Origin of the sequence: Bacillus sp. jun7, assembly GCF_051034795.1 — a bacterium.
Taxonomy (GTDB): domain Bacteria; phylum Bacillota; class Bacilli; order Bacillales; family Bacillaceae; genus Bacillus; species Bacillus velezensis.
In genome coordinates this window covers 734,327-750,327 of the sequence record NZ_CP093219.1, presented here as the reverse complement: position 1 = coordinate 750,327, position 16,001 = coordinate 734,327, and the positions used below count along the sequence as shown (strand labels likewise).

The 16,001-nt window shown below is 47.4% G+C and carries 13 protein-coding genes and 1 pseudogene; all 14 read left to right on the top strand.

Annotated features, from left to right (window positions below; translation table 11 throughout):
• The first annotated feature begins 3 nt into the window (after positions 1 to 3).
• The 14 genes and pseudogenes from MJQ52_RS03155 to MJQ52_RS03090 all read left to right on the top strand — a co-directional run bounded on the left by MJQ52_RS03155 (position 4) and on the right by MJQ52_RS03090 (position 16,000).
• Entirely contained in the window at positions 4 to 1,671 is a 1,668-nt protein-coding gene (locus tag MJQ52_RS03155; protein WP_070081813.1) for a DAK2 domain-containing protein, read from the top strand.
• Positions 1,672 to 1,813: 142 nt separating this feature from the next.
• A complete protein-coding gene (sdaAB, locus tag MJQ52_RS03150; RefSeq protein WP_094246947.1) occupies positions 1,814 to 2,476 on the top strand; it encodes an L-serine ammonia-lyase, iron-sulfur-dependent subunit beta in 663 nt (220 codons plus the stop codon).
• A 20-nt stretch (positions 2,477 to 2,496) separates the two neighbouring features.
• Positions 2,497 to 3,399 carry an L-serine ammonia-lyase, iron-sulfur-dependent, subunit alpha gene (gene sdaAA, locus MJQ52_RS03145; protein ID WP_094246946.1) on the top strand — a complete coding sequence of 301 codons (903 nt, stop codon included), beginning with the start codon at positions 2,497 to 2,499 and terminating at the stop codon, positions 3,397 to 3,399.
• Positions 3,377 to 5,425 (top strand): ATP-dependent DNA helicase RecG, encoded by a 2,049-nt coding sequence (gene recG, locus MJQ52_RS03140; RefSeq protein WP_094246945.1) that lies wholly within the window; start codon positions 3,377 to 3,379, stop codon positions 5,423 to 5,425. The genes sdaAA and recG overlap by 23 nt, the downstream gene beginning before the upstream one ends.
• Before the next feature lie 106 nt (positions 5,426 to 5,531).
• Positions 5,532 to 6,098, top strand: a complete 567-nt coding sequence (gene fapR, locus MJQ52_RS03135; RefSeq protein WP_003154320.1) for a transcription factor FapR — start codon at positions 5,532 to 5,534, stop codon at positions 6,096 to 6,098.
• Positions 6,099 to 6,111: 13 nt separating this feature from the next.
• Positions 6,112 to 7,110, top strand: coding sequence for a phosphate acyltransferase PlsX (gene plsX / locus MJQ52_RS03130; protein ID WP_007409758.1), 999 nt, complete (start codon positions 6,112 to 6,114; stop codon positions 7,108 to 7,110).
• Positions 7,111 to 7,128: 18 nt separating this feature from the next.
• Positions 7,129 to 8,082: an ACP S-malonyltransferase gene (gene fabD, locus MJQ52_RS03125; protein WP_003154316.1), complete on the top strand. Its 954-nt coding sequence runs from the start codon at positions 7,129 to 7,131 to the stop codon at positions 8,080 to 8,082.
• A complete protein-coding gene (gene fabG / locus MJQ52_RS03120; protein ID WP_094246944.1) occupies positions 8,075 to 8,815 on the top strand; it encodes a 3-oxoacyl-[acyl-carrier-protein] reductase in 741 nt (246 codons plus the stop codon). Before fabD ends, fabG begins: the two co-directional genes overlap by 8 nt.
• A gap of 84 nt (positions 8,816 to 8,899) precedes the next feature.
• Positions 8,900 to 9,133 (top strand): acyl carrier protein, encoded by a 234-nt coding sequence (acpP, locus tag MJQ52_RS03115; protein WP_003154310.1) that lies wholly within the window; start codon positions 8,900 to 8,902, stop codon positions 9,131 to 9,133.
• A gap of 138 nt (positions 9,134 to 9,271) precedes the next feature.
• Positions 9,272 to 10,021 (top strand): ribonuclease III, encoded by a 750-nt coding sequence (gene rncS, locus MJQ52_RS03110; protein WP_003154303.1) that lies wholly within the window; start codon positions 9,272 to 9,274, stop codon positions 10,019 to 10,021.
• 101 nt (positions 10,022 to 10,122) lie between these two features.
• Positions 10,123 to 13,685 (top strand): annotated as a pseudogene (gene smc, locus MJQ52_RS03105) (chromosome segregation protein SMC).
• A gap of 19 nt (positions 13,686 to 13,704) precedes the next feature.
• Entirely contained in the window at positions 13,705 to 14,694 is a 990-nt protein-coding gene (gene ftsY, locus MJQ52_RS03100) for a signal recognition particle-docking protein FtsY (protein ID WP_003154301.1), read from the top strand.
• An 83-nt stretch (positions 14,695 to 14,777) separates the two neighbouring features.
• Positions 14,778 to 15,548, top strand: a complete 771-nt coding sequence (locus tag MJQ52_RS03095) for a phosphotransferase family protein (protein ID WP_434181855.1) — start codon at positions 14,778 to 14,780, stop codon at positions 15,546 to 15,548.
• A gap of 119 nt (positions 15,549 to 15,667) precedes the next feature.
• Entirely contained in the window at positions 15,668 to 16,000 is a 333-nt protein-coding gene (locus MJQ52_RS03090) for a putative DNA-binding protein (RefSeq protein WP_003154299.1), read from the top strand.
• Position 16,001 lies beyond the last annotated feature (1 nt).

Here is a 16,001-nt window from a genome sequence, read left to right as displayed (position 1 = left end):
GTATTGTCTAGACGAAACTTAGATGGGAGAGCTTTTGCGGCAATGATTCTGGCGGGGGCTGAGACATTGTCTCAAAATGCATCCGCGGTGGATGCGCTGAACGTGTTTCCCGTGCCTGACGGCGATACCGGAACAAATATGAATTTATCGATGTCATCCGGTGCAAGAGAGGTAGAGCACATTGACTCACCCGACATCGGCAAAGTCGGCATCGCCCTGTCAAAAGGCCTGCTTATGGGAGCGAGAGGAAACTCAGGGGTGATCTTGTCCCAATTGTTCAGAGGTTTCACAAAGAGCATTGAAAACAAAAACCAAATAGATGCCCGAGAGTTTGCCGCAGCACTCCAAGCGGGAGTGGATATGGCATATAAGGCGGTTATGAAACCGGTTGAAGGAACGATTTTAACCGTGGCCAAGGATGCGGCTAAAAAAGCGGTCGCCTCGGCCAAAGAAGAAACCGATATTATTTCGGTCATGGAGGCCGTTATTGAAGAAGCGGAAGCGTCGCTCAACCGCACGCCGGATCTGCTTCCTGTTTTAAAGGACGTCGGTGTCGTTGACAGCGGCGGAAAAGGTCTGCTTTGTGTATATGAAGGCTTTTTGGCTGCTTTAAAAGGAGAGGCCGTACCGAAAAAAGCGGTTCTTCCGGCACTCGATGATATGGTGAATGCCGAGCATCATAAAAGCGCGCAGAGCATGCTGAGTACAGAAGACATTGAATTCGGATTTTGTACGGAAGTGATGGTGAGGCTGGATCAAGATAAACGGACGTTCAAGGAAGAGGCGTTCAGAAACGAACTGAGCCGTTTCGGCGATTCATTGCTGGTCGTGGCTGATGATACGCTGGCGAAAGTTCATATTCATGCCGAAGAACCAGGGAACGTACTCAATCTCGCACAGCGTTACGGCGATTTGATTAAAATTAAAATTGAAAACATGAGGGAACAGCATACTTCAATCATCAGCCAAGAACATGATGAAAAAAAGCCGGCCGGCGTTATGAAAGAAGCCCGTAAGCCTTTTGGCATCGTGACTGTGGCAATGGGAGAGGGCATTTCTGAATTGTTTACGAGCATCGGCGCTTCACACGTAATCGAAGGCGGCCAGACAATGAATCCGAGCACGGAAGATATTGTTGAAGCCGTTCAGTCTGTCAATGCGGAGACGGTTTTCATTCTTCCGAACAATTCCAATATTGTGATGGCTGCCAATCAGGCGGCGAGCGTGGCTGAAGAAAATGTCATTGTCATTCCGGCAAAAACGGTCCCTCAAGGCATGACCGCCCTGCTTGCGTTTAACCCTGACCAGCCGGCTGATGTAAATGAAGCCAATATGCTTGAGGCCATCCGGAATGTGAAAAGCGGCCAGGTGACATATTCAGTCAGAGACACCCATATTGACGGCAAAGATATTAAAAAAGGTGATTTTATCGGCATTTTAAACAGTTCAATTATCGGCAGCGCCGAAGATCGGATAAGTGCGGCGAAATTGCTGCTGGATGAAATGATCGGGGAAGAAGATGAAATCGTCACCATCCTGTACGGAGAGGACGCGCCGGAAGAAGAAGCTGAGAAACTCGCTGAGTATATTGCTAGCGTCTGTGAAGATATCGAGGTTGAAATCCATAACGGCAGACAGCCTCTGTATCCATATATATTTGCGGCAGAATAGAAGGGCTTATCAGGCCCTTCTATTCTTATGCCTTTATTTACCTGCGGCAGTGCGGCAGTGTGCCTGCTTGCCAATTGAGAAATGTTCAATTAGTCTAAAGAAAAGCGCTGAATGAAGTGATGTTAAGGAGGAGCAAACCAGCATGAAGTATAGAAGCGTTTTTGATATTATCGGCCCGGTCATGATCGGTCCGTCCAGTTCACATACCGCAGGCGCCGCCCGGATCGGCAGAGTGGCCAGAAGCTTATTCAGGCGGGAGCCCCGCCGGATCGTTGTGTCTTTTTACGGATCATTTGCAGAAACGTATAAGGGTCACGGCACTGATGTCGCGATTATCGGCGGCCTGCTTGATTTTGATACATTTGATGAACGGATTAAAACAGCGATTCAAATTGCGGAAGAGAAGGGCATATATGTAGAGTTCCGTACAGAGGATGCCGTGCCCGTTCATCCGAATACGGCGCGTATCGTCATTTCTGATGATGAGGGAGAGCTAGCCCTTACCGGTATTTCCATCGGCGGCGGAAAAATAGAAATCACGGAGCTCAATGGCTTTGAGCTGCGACTTTCCGGAAACCACCCGGCTATTTTAGTCGTTCATAATGATAAATTCGGCACGATTGCAGGCGTTGCCAATGTGCTTGCGAAATTCTCCATCAATGTCGGACATATGGAAGTGGCGCGTAAGGACGTCGGCCAGCTTGCGCTGATGACGATTGAGGTCGATCAGAATATTGAAGAAGAAGTGCTTGACGAACTTTTAACACTTCCTAATATTATACAGGTTACTAAGATAGCTGACTAAAAAGTCAGGAGGAAAATGACATGTTTCGTAATGTAAAAGAATTAATAGAAATCACTCAAGAAAAACAAATTCCGATTTCGGAAGTGATGATCACCCAAGAGATGGAAGTGACGCAAAAAACACGGGAAGAAATCTTTCAAGGAATGGAGCGCAATCTCTCCGTCATGGAAGCAGCTGTTGAAAAAGGGCTGAAGGGCGTCACGAGTCAGACCGGTTTAACAGGCGGAGATGCCGTGAAACTTCAGGCATACATCCAATCGGGAAGAAGCCTGTCGGGCAATCTGATTTTAGACGCCGTTTCTAAAGCTGTGGCGACAAATGAAGTCAATGCGGCGATGGGAACGATCTGCGCTACACCGACCGCCGGCTCTGCCGGAGTTGTGCCGGGAACGTTATTCGCCGTAAAGGATAAGCTGAACCCTACGACAGAACAAATGATCCGTTTTCTGTTTACAGCCGGCGCGTTCGGTTTTGTCGTAGCAAATAATGCGAGTATTTCAGGAGCGGCAGGAGGCTGTCAGGCGGAAGTCGGGTCAGCATCAGGCATGGCAGCGGCTGCGATTGTGGAAATGGCGGGCGGAACGCCTCAGCAATCAGCGGAAGCAATGGCGATTACACTGAAAAATATGCTCGGTCTCGTATGTGACCCGGTCGCCGGATTGGTAGAAGTGCCGTGTGTCAAACGAAACGCAATGGGAGCATCCAACGCGATGATCGCGGCGGATATGGCGCTGGCCGGGATTACAAGCCGCATTCCTTGCGATGAGGTGATTGACGCGATGTACAAAATCGGCCAGACGATGCCGACAGCACTGCGTGAAACGGGACAAGGCGGTTTAGCTGCGACACCGACGGGAAGAGAATTAGAGAAAAAAATTTTCGGAGGAGCGCTGAAATCAAGTGACACACCATCAGCAAACTAGTATAGCGGAAATTAAGGGCATTGGGCCGGAAACAGAAAAAACATTGCACGAACTTGGTATCTATGACATTTCTGATCTTCTGAATTATTTCCCTTACCGTTATGACGACTATGAGCTGAGGGATTTAGAAGAAGTAAAACATGAAGAAAGAGTGACGGTAGAAGGGAAGGTTCATTCAGAACCTTCTCTTACCTATTACGGCAAAAAACGAAACAGGCTGACATTCAGGGTGCTTGTCGGCAATTATTTAATTACCGCGGTCTGCTTTAACCGTCCCTACTTAAAAAAGAAACTGACATTAGGTTCTGTCGTCACGATATCCGGGAAATGGGATAAACACAGACAGACCGTTTCCGTGCAGGAATTAAAAACTGGTCCTCATCAAGAAGATAAAAGCATTGAGCCTGTTTATTCCGTTAAAGAAAACGTCACCGTAAAAATGATGAGACGGTTTATTAAGGAAGCGCTGCAGCATCATTTGGACAGTGCGGCCGATCCGCTTCCTGAAAAATTGAGAATCCGCTATAAGCTGCCTGATTACAAACATGCCCTGCAGACGATGCATCAGCCTGAAACGAGGGAATCGTTACAGCAGGCAAGACGCCGGTTTGTTTATGAGGAATTCTTATTATTTCAGCTGAAAATGCAGGCGTTCCGTAAAGCGGAAAGGGAACAGTCAAAAGGCATCAGCCATGTGTTTCCTGCTGAAAAGCTCACCGCTTTCACAGACAGCCTGCCGTTTTCGCTCACGACCGCACAGACGCGCGTGCTTCGGGAAATTACCGCTGATATGACATCCCCTTACCGAATGAACCGTCTGCTGCAAGGTGATGTCGGTTCAGGGAAAACAGCCGTCGCCGCCATCGCTTTGTACGCTGCGATTCTGTCGGGGTATCAGGGGGCATTAATGGTGCCGACTGAAATTCTGGCCGAACAGCATGCCGATTCTCTCGTATCGTTGTTTGCAAATGAAGATGTAAATATCGCGCTTTTGACGAGTTCTGTAAAAGGAAAGCGGCGCAGGGAGCTTTTGGAGCGGCTTGCTCTCGGAGAGATTGATATTTTAGTAGGGACCCATGCTTTAATCCAGGATGAAGTGGAATTCAAAGCGCTGAGTCTTGTTATTACGGACGAGCAGCACCGGTTCGGGGTCGAACAGCGCAAAAAACTCAAGAATAAAGGTCAGGATCCGGATGTGCTGTTTATGACAGCCACCCCGATACCGAGAACGTTGGCCATTACCGTCTTCGGAGAAATGGATGTTTCCGTGATAGATGAAATGCCCGCGGGGCGAAAACAAATCGAAACGTATTGGGTGAAACACGACATGCTGGAGCGGATTTTGGCTTTTATAGAAAAAGAGCTGAAGCAGGGAAGGCAAGCCTATATTATCTGCCCGCTCATTGAAGAGTCGGATAAACTGGATGTACAGAATGCGATTGACGTATATAACATGCTGTCTGACGTATACCGGGGTAAATGGAATGTCGGCCTGATGCACGGGAAGCTCCATTCTGATGAAAAAGATCAGGTGATGAGAGAATTCAGCGCCAATCAATGTCAGGTACTTGTGTCAACAACCGTCGTAGAAGTCGGGGTGAACGTGCCGAATGCGACGATTATGGTCATCTATGACGCCGACCGTTTCGGATTATCTCAGCTCCATCAGCTCCGCGGCCGGGTCGGGCGGGGAGACCACCAATCTTTCTGCATCTTGATGGCCGATCCGAAATCCGAAACCGGGAAGGAACGGATGAGAATCATGTCAGAGACAAACGACGGCTTCGAGCTGTCTGAAAAGGACCTTGAACTGCGCGGCCCCGGTGATTTCTTCGGAAAAAAACAGAGCGGTATGCCCGAGTTCAAGGTAGCGGATATGGTTCATGACTACAGAGCTTTGGAAACGGCCCGCCAGGATGCGGCCAACCTGGTGTCTTCAGAGGCTTTTTGGAAAGATGACGAATACCGCATGCTGCGCGGTCAATTACTTTCAAGCGGCGTCCTAGAAGGGGAGAAATTAAGCTGATTCTGTAAAATTCGGCGGCTTTCAAAAAACAATCATTGCATTCCAATCTATGAGATTATATACTACTATTAGTACCTAGTCTTAATTGTCCGGATGGTGTTTACAGATGAGAAGAAGCAAGAAAGAACGCCAAAAATTATTGCAGCAGACGATCAAATCGACACCCTTCATCACAGATGAAGAATTAGCGGGGAAATTCGGCGTCAGCATTCAGACGATCCGTTTAGACCGCTTAGAGCTCTCAATACCGGAGCTGAGGGAAAGAATTAAAAACGTGGCAGAACAAACGCTTGATGATGAAGTGAAATCATTGTCTTTAGACGAAGTGATCGGTGAAATCATTGATCTGGAGCTTGACGGCCAGGCCATTTCCATATTAGAAGTAAGACGCGAACATGTCTTCAGCCGCAATCAAATTGCGCGGGGGCATCATTTGTTTGCGCAGGCGAACTCACTCGCCGTAGCCGTCATTGATGATGAGCTGGCGCTGACCGCAAGCGCAAATATCCGCTTTACAAGACAGGTGAAAGAAGGCGAGCGCGTCGTTGCGAAAGCCAAAGTGACGGCAGTCGAAAAAGAAAAAGGCAGAACGGTAGTTGAAGTCAACAGCTATGTGGGAGAAGAAGTCGTGTTCTCCGGCAGCTTTGACATGTACCGTTCAAAACAATCATAAAGGTGGAGCATGCATGAGAATAGCTGTAGATGCAATGGGAGGCGACAACGCACCCAAAGCTGTTATTGACGGAGTAATGAAGAGTATTGAGGCATTTGACGATCTTCATATTACGCTGGTCGGTGACAAGACAACAATAGAATCACACTTGCCAACAACATCAGACCGCATCACTGTGTTGCACGCCGATGAAGTGATTGAACCGACGGATGAACCGGTCCGCGCCGTACGCAGAAAGAAAAACTCTTCTATGGTGCTGATGGCGCAGGAAGTGGCTGAAAACAGAGCGGACGCCTGCATCTCAGCGGGGAATACAGGCGCACTCATGACAGCGGGACTGTTTATTGTCGGCAGAATTAAAGGAATCGACCGGCCTGCGCTTGCGCCGACGCTTCCGACCGTTTCAGGCGACGGTTTCCTTCTTTTGGACGTGGGAGCCAATGTCGATGCCAAACCGGAGCATCTCGTCCAGTACGGAATTATGGGATCTGTATATGCCCGGCAGGTTCTCGGAATCAGCTCGCCCCGCGTCGGCTTGTTAAATGTCGGCACGGAAGAAAAGAAAGGAAACGACCTGACAAAAAAGACGTTTGAATTATTAAAAGAAACAAACGTGAATTTTGTCGGAAACGTTGAGGCGAGAGACTTGCTCGAAGGCGCTGCTGACGTCATCGTCACAGACGGCTTTACGGGCAACGTCACGTTGAAAACATTGGAAGGTTCAGCGTTATCGATTTTCAAAATGCTGAAAGATACACTGACTTCAAGTTTTGTTTCTAAGCTCGCAGCGGGAGTGCTGAAGCCGAAGCTGATGGAAATGAAACTGAAAATGGACTATTCTGAGTACGGCGGGGCGAGTCTTTTCGGTTTGAAAGCGCCCGTCGTTAAAGCACACGGCTCTTCTGACGCACGCGCTGTTTACCATGCGCTGCGCCAGGCGAGAGAAATGGTCAGCCAAAACGTGGCCGCATTTATAGAAGAAGAAGTAAAAGAAGAAAAAACAGATGAGTAGTCTGGAGGTTACCGCATCATGAGTAAGATTGCATTTTTATTTCCCGGACAGGGATCACAATATATCGGTATGGGAAAAGACCTGTACGAACGCGAAGAAGCGTCAAAACGTATTTTTGATGAAGCGGATGAAACGCTTGAAACAAAGCTGAGCTCGCTCATTTTTGAAGGTGACGCTGAAGAATTGACCCTTACATACAATGCGCAGCCCGCGCTGTTGACAACGAGCATCGCCGTATTGGAAAAGTTTAAAGAATCAGGCATCACCCCTGATTTCACCGCCGGCCACAGCCTCGGAGAATATTCGGCGCTTGTTGCGGCGGGAGCGATGACATTTAAAGATGCCGTTTACACGGTAAGAAAACGGGGAGAATTCATGAATGAAGCCGTGCCGGCCGGAGAAGGCGCCATGGCAGCTATTCTCGGAATGGATGCGGAGTCCTTGAAAAAGGTGACGGATCAAGTGACGGAAAACGGTCATCTCGTACAGCTTGCAAACCTGAACTGCCCCGGCCAGATCGTCATTTCCGGAACGGCAAAAGGCGTGGAGCTGGCTTCAGAGGAAGCGAAAAACAACGGAGCAAAACGGGCGATCCCATTAGAAGTAAGCGGACCGTTCCATTCTGAATTAATGAAGCCGGCAGCGCAAAAACTCGAGGAGGTGCTCAGCGCCTGTGAGTTGAAAAATGCGGCTGTTCCCGTGATTTCAAACGTTTCGGCTGACGTTATGACAGAAAAAGACGATATCAAGAAAAAACTGATCGAACAGCTGTATTCGCCTGTTCGCTTTGAAGAAACCATTAACAAACTGATTGACGAAGGCGTCACGACGTTTGTTGAAATCGGGCCCGGAAAAGTGCTTTCAGGCCTTGTGAAAAAAGTGAACCGCCGCCTTAAAACAATCTCGGTTTCTGACCATGAAACCATCGAACTGGCGATTCAAACGCTGAAGGAGGAGAATCAGGATGCTTAATGAAAAAACAGCAGTGGTAACGGGAGCGTCCCGCGGAATCGGTCGGGCGATCGCGCTTGATCTTGCGAAAAACGGCTGTAATGTAGTAGTCAACTACTCCGGGAATGAAGCGAAAGCGAACGAAGTCGTAGATGAGATCAAATCTTTGGGCCGAAACGCGATCGCCGTAAAAGCCGATGTATCAAATTCCGAAGAAGTACAAAACATGATGAAAGAGGCTGTCACTGCATTTTCTTCAATCGACATTCTCGTGAACAATGCGGGGATCACAAAAGACAATCTTCTGATGAGAATGAAAGAAAATGAATGGGATGATGTCATTAACATTAACTTAAAAGGTGTATTCAACTGCACGAAAGCCGTTACAAGACAGATGATGAAACAGCGCTCCGGCCGGATTATCAACGTATCATCAATCGTCGGCGTCAGCGGAAACCCCGGCCAGGCAAACTATGTGGCGGCAAAAGCCGGTGTGATCGGCTTAACGAAGTCATCAGCCAAAGAGCTTGCGAGCCGAAATATTACGGTCAATGCCATTGCTCCGGGCTTTATTTCCACGGATATGACGGACAAGCTTTCTAAAGAAGTCCAAGATGAAATGCTGAAGCAGATTCCGCTCGCGCGTTTCGGTGATCCTTCCGATATCAGCAGCGTTGTTACGTTCCTTGCTTCTGAAGGATCGCGTTATATGACGGGCCAAACCCTTCATATTGACGGCGGAATGGTGATGTAAAGATTTGTTTTTAAAATTTCATCCTAGTTTCTCTAGTTTTTTAAAAACGAATCCTCTATAATACTTGAGGGGAGGTGAATTGCTATGGCAGATACATTAGAGCGTGTAACGAAAATCATCGTAGACCGCCTTGGCGTTGATGAAGCTGACGTCAAACTTGAAGCTTCTTTCAAGGAAGACTTAGGTGCTGATTCCCTAGATGTAGTTGAGCTTGTTATGGAACTTGAAGACGAGTTTGATATGGAGATTTCTGACGAAGATGCTGAAAAGATCGCAACAGTCGGCGACGCTGTGAACTACATACAAAACCAGCAATAAGCTGATGCTAAAAGTCCCGCCTGACAGCGGGGCTTTAGCCCTTTAATCGTTCGGTTACCGGCGTCTGACGCTGTACGCGCTGCCGATTCCGTTTACGGCGGGGAGCGCGGTGAACCTGATGTGCCTATGGAGGTTACTATGTCAAAACACTCACATTTTAAAGATAAAAAAAAGTTCTATAAAAAAATAGAGCAATTTAAAGAGTTCCAAGAACGGATTTCGGTTCATTTTCAAAACGAGAAACTTTTGTATCAAGCATTTACACATTCATCTTATGTGAATGAGCATCGGAAAAAGCCGTATGAAGACAACGAAAGGCTTGAATTTTTAGGTGACGCTGTTTTGGAACTGACGATCTCCCAATTCTTATTTGCCAAATATCCGGCCATGAGTGAAGGAGATTTGACGAAGCTGAGAGCCGCTATCGTATGCGAGCCGTCACTCGTCTCACTTGCCCACGAATTGTCATTCGGCGATCTTGTTCTCTTGGGAAAAGGAGAAGAAATGACGGGCGGCAGAAAGCGTCCTGCGCTTTTAGCGGATGTGTTTGAAGCGTTTATCGGCGCACTGTATCTGGATCAGGGCCTTGAGCCGGTTCAGCAATTCCTGAAAGAGTACGTGTTCCCTAAAATAAACGATGGTGCTTTTTCTCATGTGATGGATTTCAAAAGCCAGCTTCAAGAATTTGTACAGCGGGACGGAAAAGGATCGCTTGAGTACAAAATTCTCAATGAAAAAGGGCCTGCCCACAACCGGGAATTCGAGGCGCTGGTCTCTCTTAAAGGTGAGGCGCTCGGTATCGGGAACGGACGTTCCAAAAAAGAAGCCGAGCAGCATGCGGCACAGGAAGCTCTTGCAAAATTGCAAAAACATCATACGAAACAATAAAATCCCCCTGTATCCCTAGGGGGATTTCAGTATGTCTGCGCCTGATATAAGCGGGTGATTATGATAATATTGAGATACTTATACGATAAGGAGGATCTGGGATGTTCCTCAAACGTTTAGACGTTATAGGATTTAAATCATTTGCAGAACGGATATCCGTTGACTTTGTAAAAGGCGTCACGGCCGTTGTCGGTCCGAACGGCAGCGGAAAGAGCAACATTACCGAAGCCATCCGCTGGGTGCTCGGCGAACAATCAGCCCGCTCGCTTCGGGGCGGAAAAATGGAAGATATCATTTTTGCGGGAAGTGATTCGCGCAAGCGGCTGAACCTTGCCGAAGTCACGTTAACGCTTGATAATGAAGATCAATTTCTCCCGATCGATTATCATGAAGTCAGCGTGACGAGACGGGTGTACCGTTCCGGAGAAAGTGAATTTCTCATCAACAATCAGCAGTGCCGCCTGAAAGACATCATTGACTTATTTATGGACTCCGGGCTTGGAAAAGAAGCATTCTCTATTATCAGTCAGGGGAAAGTCGAAGAGATTCTCAGCAGCAAAGCGGAAGACCGCCGCAGTATTTTTGAAGAAGCGGCCGGCGTGCTGAAATATAAAACACGAAAGAAAAAAGCGGAAAATAAACTGTTTGAGACGCAGGATAACTTAAACAGGGTGGAAGATATTCTCCACGAGCTTGAAGATCAGGTCGAACCGCTGAAAATCCAGGCATCAATCGCCAAAGACTACTTAGAAAAAAAAGAAAGAGCTTGAGCATGTCGAAATCGCCCTTACCGCCTTTGACATCGAACAACTGCATGGCAGATGGTCGGGTTTAAAAGACAAGGTGCAGGCTGCTAAAGAAGAAGAATTGGCGGAATCATCGGCTCTGTCCGCAAAAGAAGCGATGATAGAAGAGACGAGAGATAAAATCCACGCGCTTGATGAATCCATCAACGAACTGCAGCAGGTTCTGCTCGTGACAAGTGAAGAGCTGGAAAAGCTGGAAGGCCGGAAAGAAGTGCTGAAAGAGCGTAAAAAAAAACGCCGCGCAAAACCGGGAACAGCTAGAGGAATCCGTTACACATTACACGAACAAAGAAGCCGAACTGAAAGCGGACATTGAAAAGCAGTCTGCCGTCTATGATAAACTTCGTGCGGAAGTGAAGCGGTTAAACGCCCAGGTGAAAGAAAAGCAGCAGGCTCTCAGTCTGCATAATGAAAATGTAGAAGAGAAAATCGAACAATTAAAAAGCGATTACTTTGAATTGTTAAACAGTCAGGCGTCGATTCGCAACGAGCTGCAGCTTTTAGATGACCAGATGTCCCAATCTGCGGTCCAGCAGGCGAGACTGACCGCAAACAATGAAAAATATCTTGAAGAACGTAACGATATTGCAGTCCGCAAAGCGGCGTGCGAAGAGGAATTGGCCGCCGTTGAAGAGGATATTCACAATCAGGTCGTCCGCTTTCGCGAAGTCCAGACAGCATATGAACAGAAAAAACGCCAGTATGAAAAGAAAGAATCAGCGCTGTATCAGGCATATCAATTCGTCCAGCAGGCCAGATCCAAAAAAGATATGCTTGAAACGATGCAAGGCGATTTTTCAGGATTTTACCAAGGCGTAAAAGAAGTGCTGAAGCAGAAAGAGCAGCTCGGCGGCATCCGCGGCGCCGTTCTCGAACTGATTGCCACCGAACAAAAATATGAGACGGCGATCGAGATTGCACTCGGCGCAGCGGCGCAGCACGTTGTCACAGACGATGAGCAGGCGGCGCGGAAAGCGATTCAATATTTAAAACAGAATTCCTTCGGCCGCGCGACGTTCCTGCCGCTTACGGTTATGAAACCGCGCCAGCTCCAAACCCGTGATGAACAGACGGCTTCAAAGCATCCGTCTTTCCTCGGCACAGCGAGCGGGCTTGTCACATATGATGCGGCATATCGGAATGTTATTCAAAACCTTCTCGGCACCGTGCTGATCACTGAAGATTTAAAAGGCGCGAATGAACTGGCCAAGCTTCTCGGGCACCGCTACCGCATCGTGACGCTTGAGGGCGATGTCGTCAATCCAGGCGGATCAATGACAGGCGGCGCGGTCAAAAAGAAAAACAATTCTCTGCTCGGCAGAAGCCGTGAGCTTGAGACGGTGACTGCGCGGCTTGCCGAAATGGAAGAAAAAACAGCTCTGCTCGAAAAAGAGGTCAAAACGCTGAAGCAGGCCATTCAAGAGCTTGAACATACGCTGAGCGGTCTCCGTGAAGACGGTGAAGCTTTCAGAACAAAGCAGCAGGATGTAAAAGGCAGGCTGTATGAACTTGAAGTCGCTGAAAAGAACATCAATACCCATCTGGAGCTTTACGATCAGGAGAAAGCATCACTGACGGAAAGCAGCCGGGAAAAAGAGACGCGCAAATCAGCTCTGGAAGAACAGCTGAGTGAGGCATCCGGCCAGCTGAAAGAGCTTGAGGAAGAGATGGAAAGGCTGACAAAACAAAAGCAGACCCTATCCTCAACAAAAGAAACGCTCTCTCATGAACTGACGGAATGTAAAGTGGCCGCTGCGAAAAAAGAACAGGCGTGCTCGAGTGAAGAAGACAACCTCAAAAGGCTGAAAAAAGAGCTTGAGGAAACGCAGCTCGCTCTGAAAGAAACACGGGAAGATTTAAGCCTCCTGACCTCAGAAATGACGTCCAGCACAAGCGGTGAGGAGCAGCTTGAAGAAGCAGCCCATCATAAGCTTCACGATAAAACGAGAACAATCGAATTGATCGCCAGCCGGCGCGACCAGCGTGTGAAGCTTCAGAGGGCGCTTGATACGAACGAACTTGAGCTGAAAGAGATGAAGCGTCTCTACAAGCAAAAAACAGAAATTCTGAAAGATGAAGAGGTAAAACTCGGCCGGATGGAAGTTGAGCTTGATAATCTCTTGCAGTATTTACGCGAGGAATACAGCTTATCCTTTGAAGGGGCTAAAGAACAATATCAGCTTGAAATCGAGCCTGAAGAGGCGAGAAAACGGGTCAAACTGATCAAGCTCTCAATTGAAGAGCTCGGAACGGTCAATCTCGGCAGCATCGATGAATTTGAAAGAGTAAACGAACGGTACCAGTTTTTAACAGAGCAGAAAAATGACCTGACGGAAGCGAAAAACACACTGTTTCAAGTCATTGAAGAAATGGATTCTGAAATGACGAAGCGTTTCCATGAAACGTTTATCCAGATCCGTTCTCAATTCAACGACGTGTTCCGTTCTTTATTCGGAGGAGGGCGGGCTGAACTGAAGCTGACTGATCCGAATGATCTTCTTAACTCCGGGGTGGACATTATCGCGCAGCCTCCGGGCAAAAAACTGCAAAACTTAAATCTTTTGTCAGGGGGAGAACGGGCGCTGACTGCCATTGCCCTTTTATTCTCCATTCTGAAAGTAAGGCCCGTGCCGTTCTGCGTCCTTGATGAAGTGGAAGCTGCGCTTGATGAAGCCAATGTATTCAGGTTTGCGCAATATTTAAAAAAATACAGCAGCGACAGCCAGTTTATCGTCATCACCCACAGAAAAGGCACCATGGAAGAAGCGGATGTCCTCTACGGTGTAACGATGCAGGAATCCGGCGTTTCCCGAATGGTTTCGGTCAAACTGGAAGAAACAAAAGAATTCGTTCAGTAACGAGGAAAGAGGTTGAAAGATGAGCTTTTTTAAAAAATTAAAAGAGAAAATCACGAAACAGACAGACTCCGTCTCTGAAAAATTTAAAGATGGTCTTGAAAAAACAAGAAATTCCTTCTCGAATAAAGTGAACGAACTCGTCTCCCGCTACCGGAAAGTCGACGAGGATTTCTTCGAGGAGCTTGAGGAAGTGCTGATTGGCGCTGACGTCGGTTTTACAACCGTCATGGAGCTGATTGATGAGCTCAAAAAAGAAGTGAAGCTGAAAAACATCCAGGATCCTCAGGAAGTGCAGTCCGTCATTTCTGAAAAGCTTGTCGACATTTATAACAGCGGCGACGAACAGATTTCTGAATTAAATATTCAGGACGGGCGCCTGAACGTTATTCTGCTTGTCGGGGTAAACGGCGTCGGAAAAACGACAACGATCGGAAAACTTGCCCATAAGCTGAAGAATGAAGGCAAATCCGTTGTGCTCGCTGCCGGAGACACCTTCAGAGCCGGGGCGATTGAACAGCTTGAAGTGTGGGGGGAGCGTACAGGCGTGCCTGTCATTAAGCAGGCTGCCGGAAGCGACCCTGCGGCGGTTATTTATGATGCCGTACACGCGGCTAAAGCAAGAGGAGCGGATGTGCTGATTTGTGATACGGCCGGCCGCCTTCAGAATAAAGTAAACTTAATGAAAGAGCTTGAAAAAGTCAAACGCGTCATCGAACGCGAAGTGCCTGAGGCTCCGCATGAGGTTCTCCTTGCGCTGGACGCGACGACAGGCCAGAATGCGATGGCGCAGGCGAAAGAATTCTCCAAAGCGACGAATGTGACGGGTATCGCGTTAACGAAGCTTGACGGCACCGCAAAAGGCGGTATCGTCCTGGCGATCCGCAATGAGCTTCACATCCCCGTGAAACTGGTCGGCCTCGGAGAAAAGGTTGACGATCTCCAGCGATTTGATGCAGAATCTTACGTATACGGTCTCTTTTCTGATTTAGTTGAAAAAGCCGAGGATTAATGAATAAAAAACGAGTATAAAATGGACGGTTTTATACTCGTTTTTTTATACGCATTGATAGATCGGAATGGAGGGGGCAATTGTTGGACAAATGGCTGAAAGCTGAATTGGAAAGTAAGATCGGCGCGATAAACCATATGTCGCTGTTGGGTGAACAGGGAGGCACTTCAACCGTTCGAAAAATAGTGACCGGTCAAGACGCATTTCTGCTGAAAAGTTCTTTTCAACAGAAGTATCGGGAATGGTTAATGAGAGAAGCCTTCGTTTTACAAAAACTGACGGAAACTCGTCGTCTGCCTGTTCCTGTTTATTATGGGATGATACAGGAACAGCATGCCAGCCATATCATCATGTCATTTGAGGATGGAATCACCCTGACTTCGGCTTTAAGAAAAGCAAAAGGGGATACTGAAAAGAAAAAGCTGATCAAAAGTTTCGGCCGGTTTCTGCAACGGCTGCATGAAACCGAAATGGTCTCTGGTTTACAGCCGGAAACAGACTGGCTCGATCTGCAAATCAAACGAGCCGGGGAATATGTCAAAAAAGGGCAGGCTGAAGGAAGTGCAGAGCTTTTGAAGGAATTGGACAGGTACAGGCCTGTTCCTGTTCAGCAGACAATGATTCACGGTGACTGCACGACTGATAATGTGCTGGTGAAAGACGGAGAGGTCTATCTGTTTATCGATGCTGCGGGAATATCGGCGGGAGATCCGCGATATGATGAATCATTAGCGATCAGTCGTTTTGTCACAAATGAAGCATGCCTCAATGCTTTTTACGAAGGTTATTGCCGCTATCGTGTATCAAAACAAGAATTCGAGTATTTTAACGACGGTCTGTATGAATTTTTTTGAAAACTTATTATGTAAAAAGAGCATCATTCTTTGACAAGATAAAAACTTGACACACGCTCTGAAACCATGTAAACTAAGTTTTTGTAAAGGGATTTGACTTAACAAAGGGGAGAGCTCAAATGTCGCTCGAAAAAACGACGAGAATGAACTATTTGTTTGACTTCTATCAGTCGTTGCTGACGTCAAAACAAAAGAGCTATATGTCGCTTTATTATCTGGACGATTTCTCCCTTGGTGAAATAGCCGAAGAGTATGACGTTTCAAGGCAAGCCGTTTACGATAACATCAAACGGACTGAAGCGATGCTTGAACAATATGAAGAAAAACTGCTCCTTTTTAAAAAGTTTCAGGAGCGTAAAGAAATGTTTACAAAGCTGAAAGAGCTTGCTTCCGGCTTGCAGGAAGAGGAAAAAATGACGGCTCTGATTGAAGCGCTTGAGAAATTAGATTAGG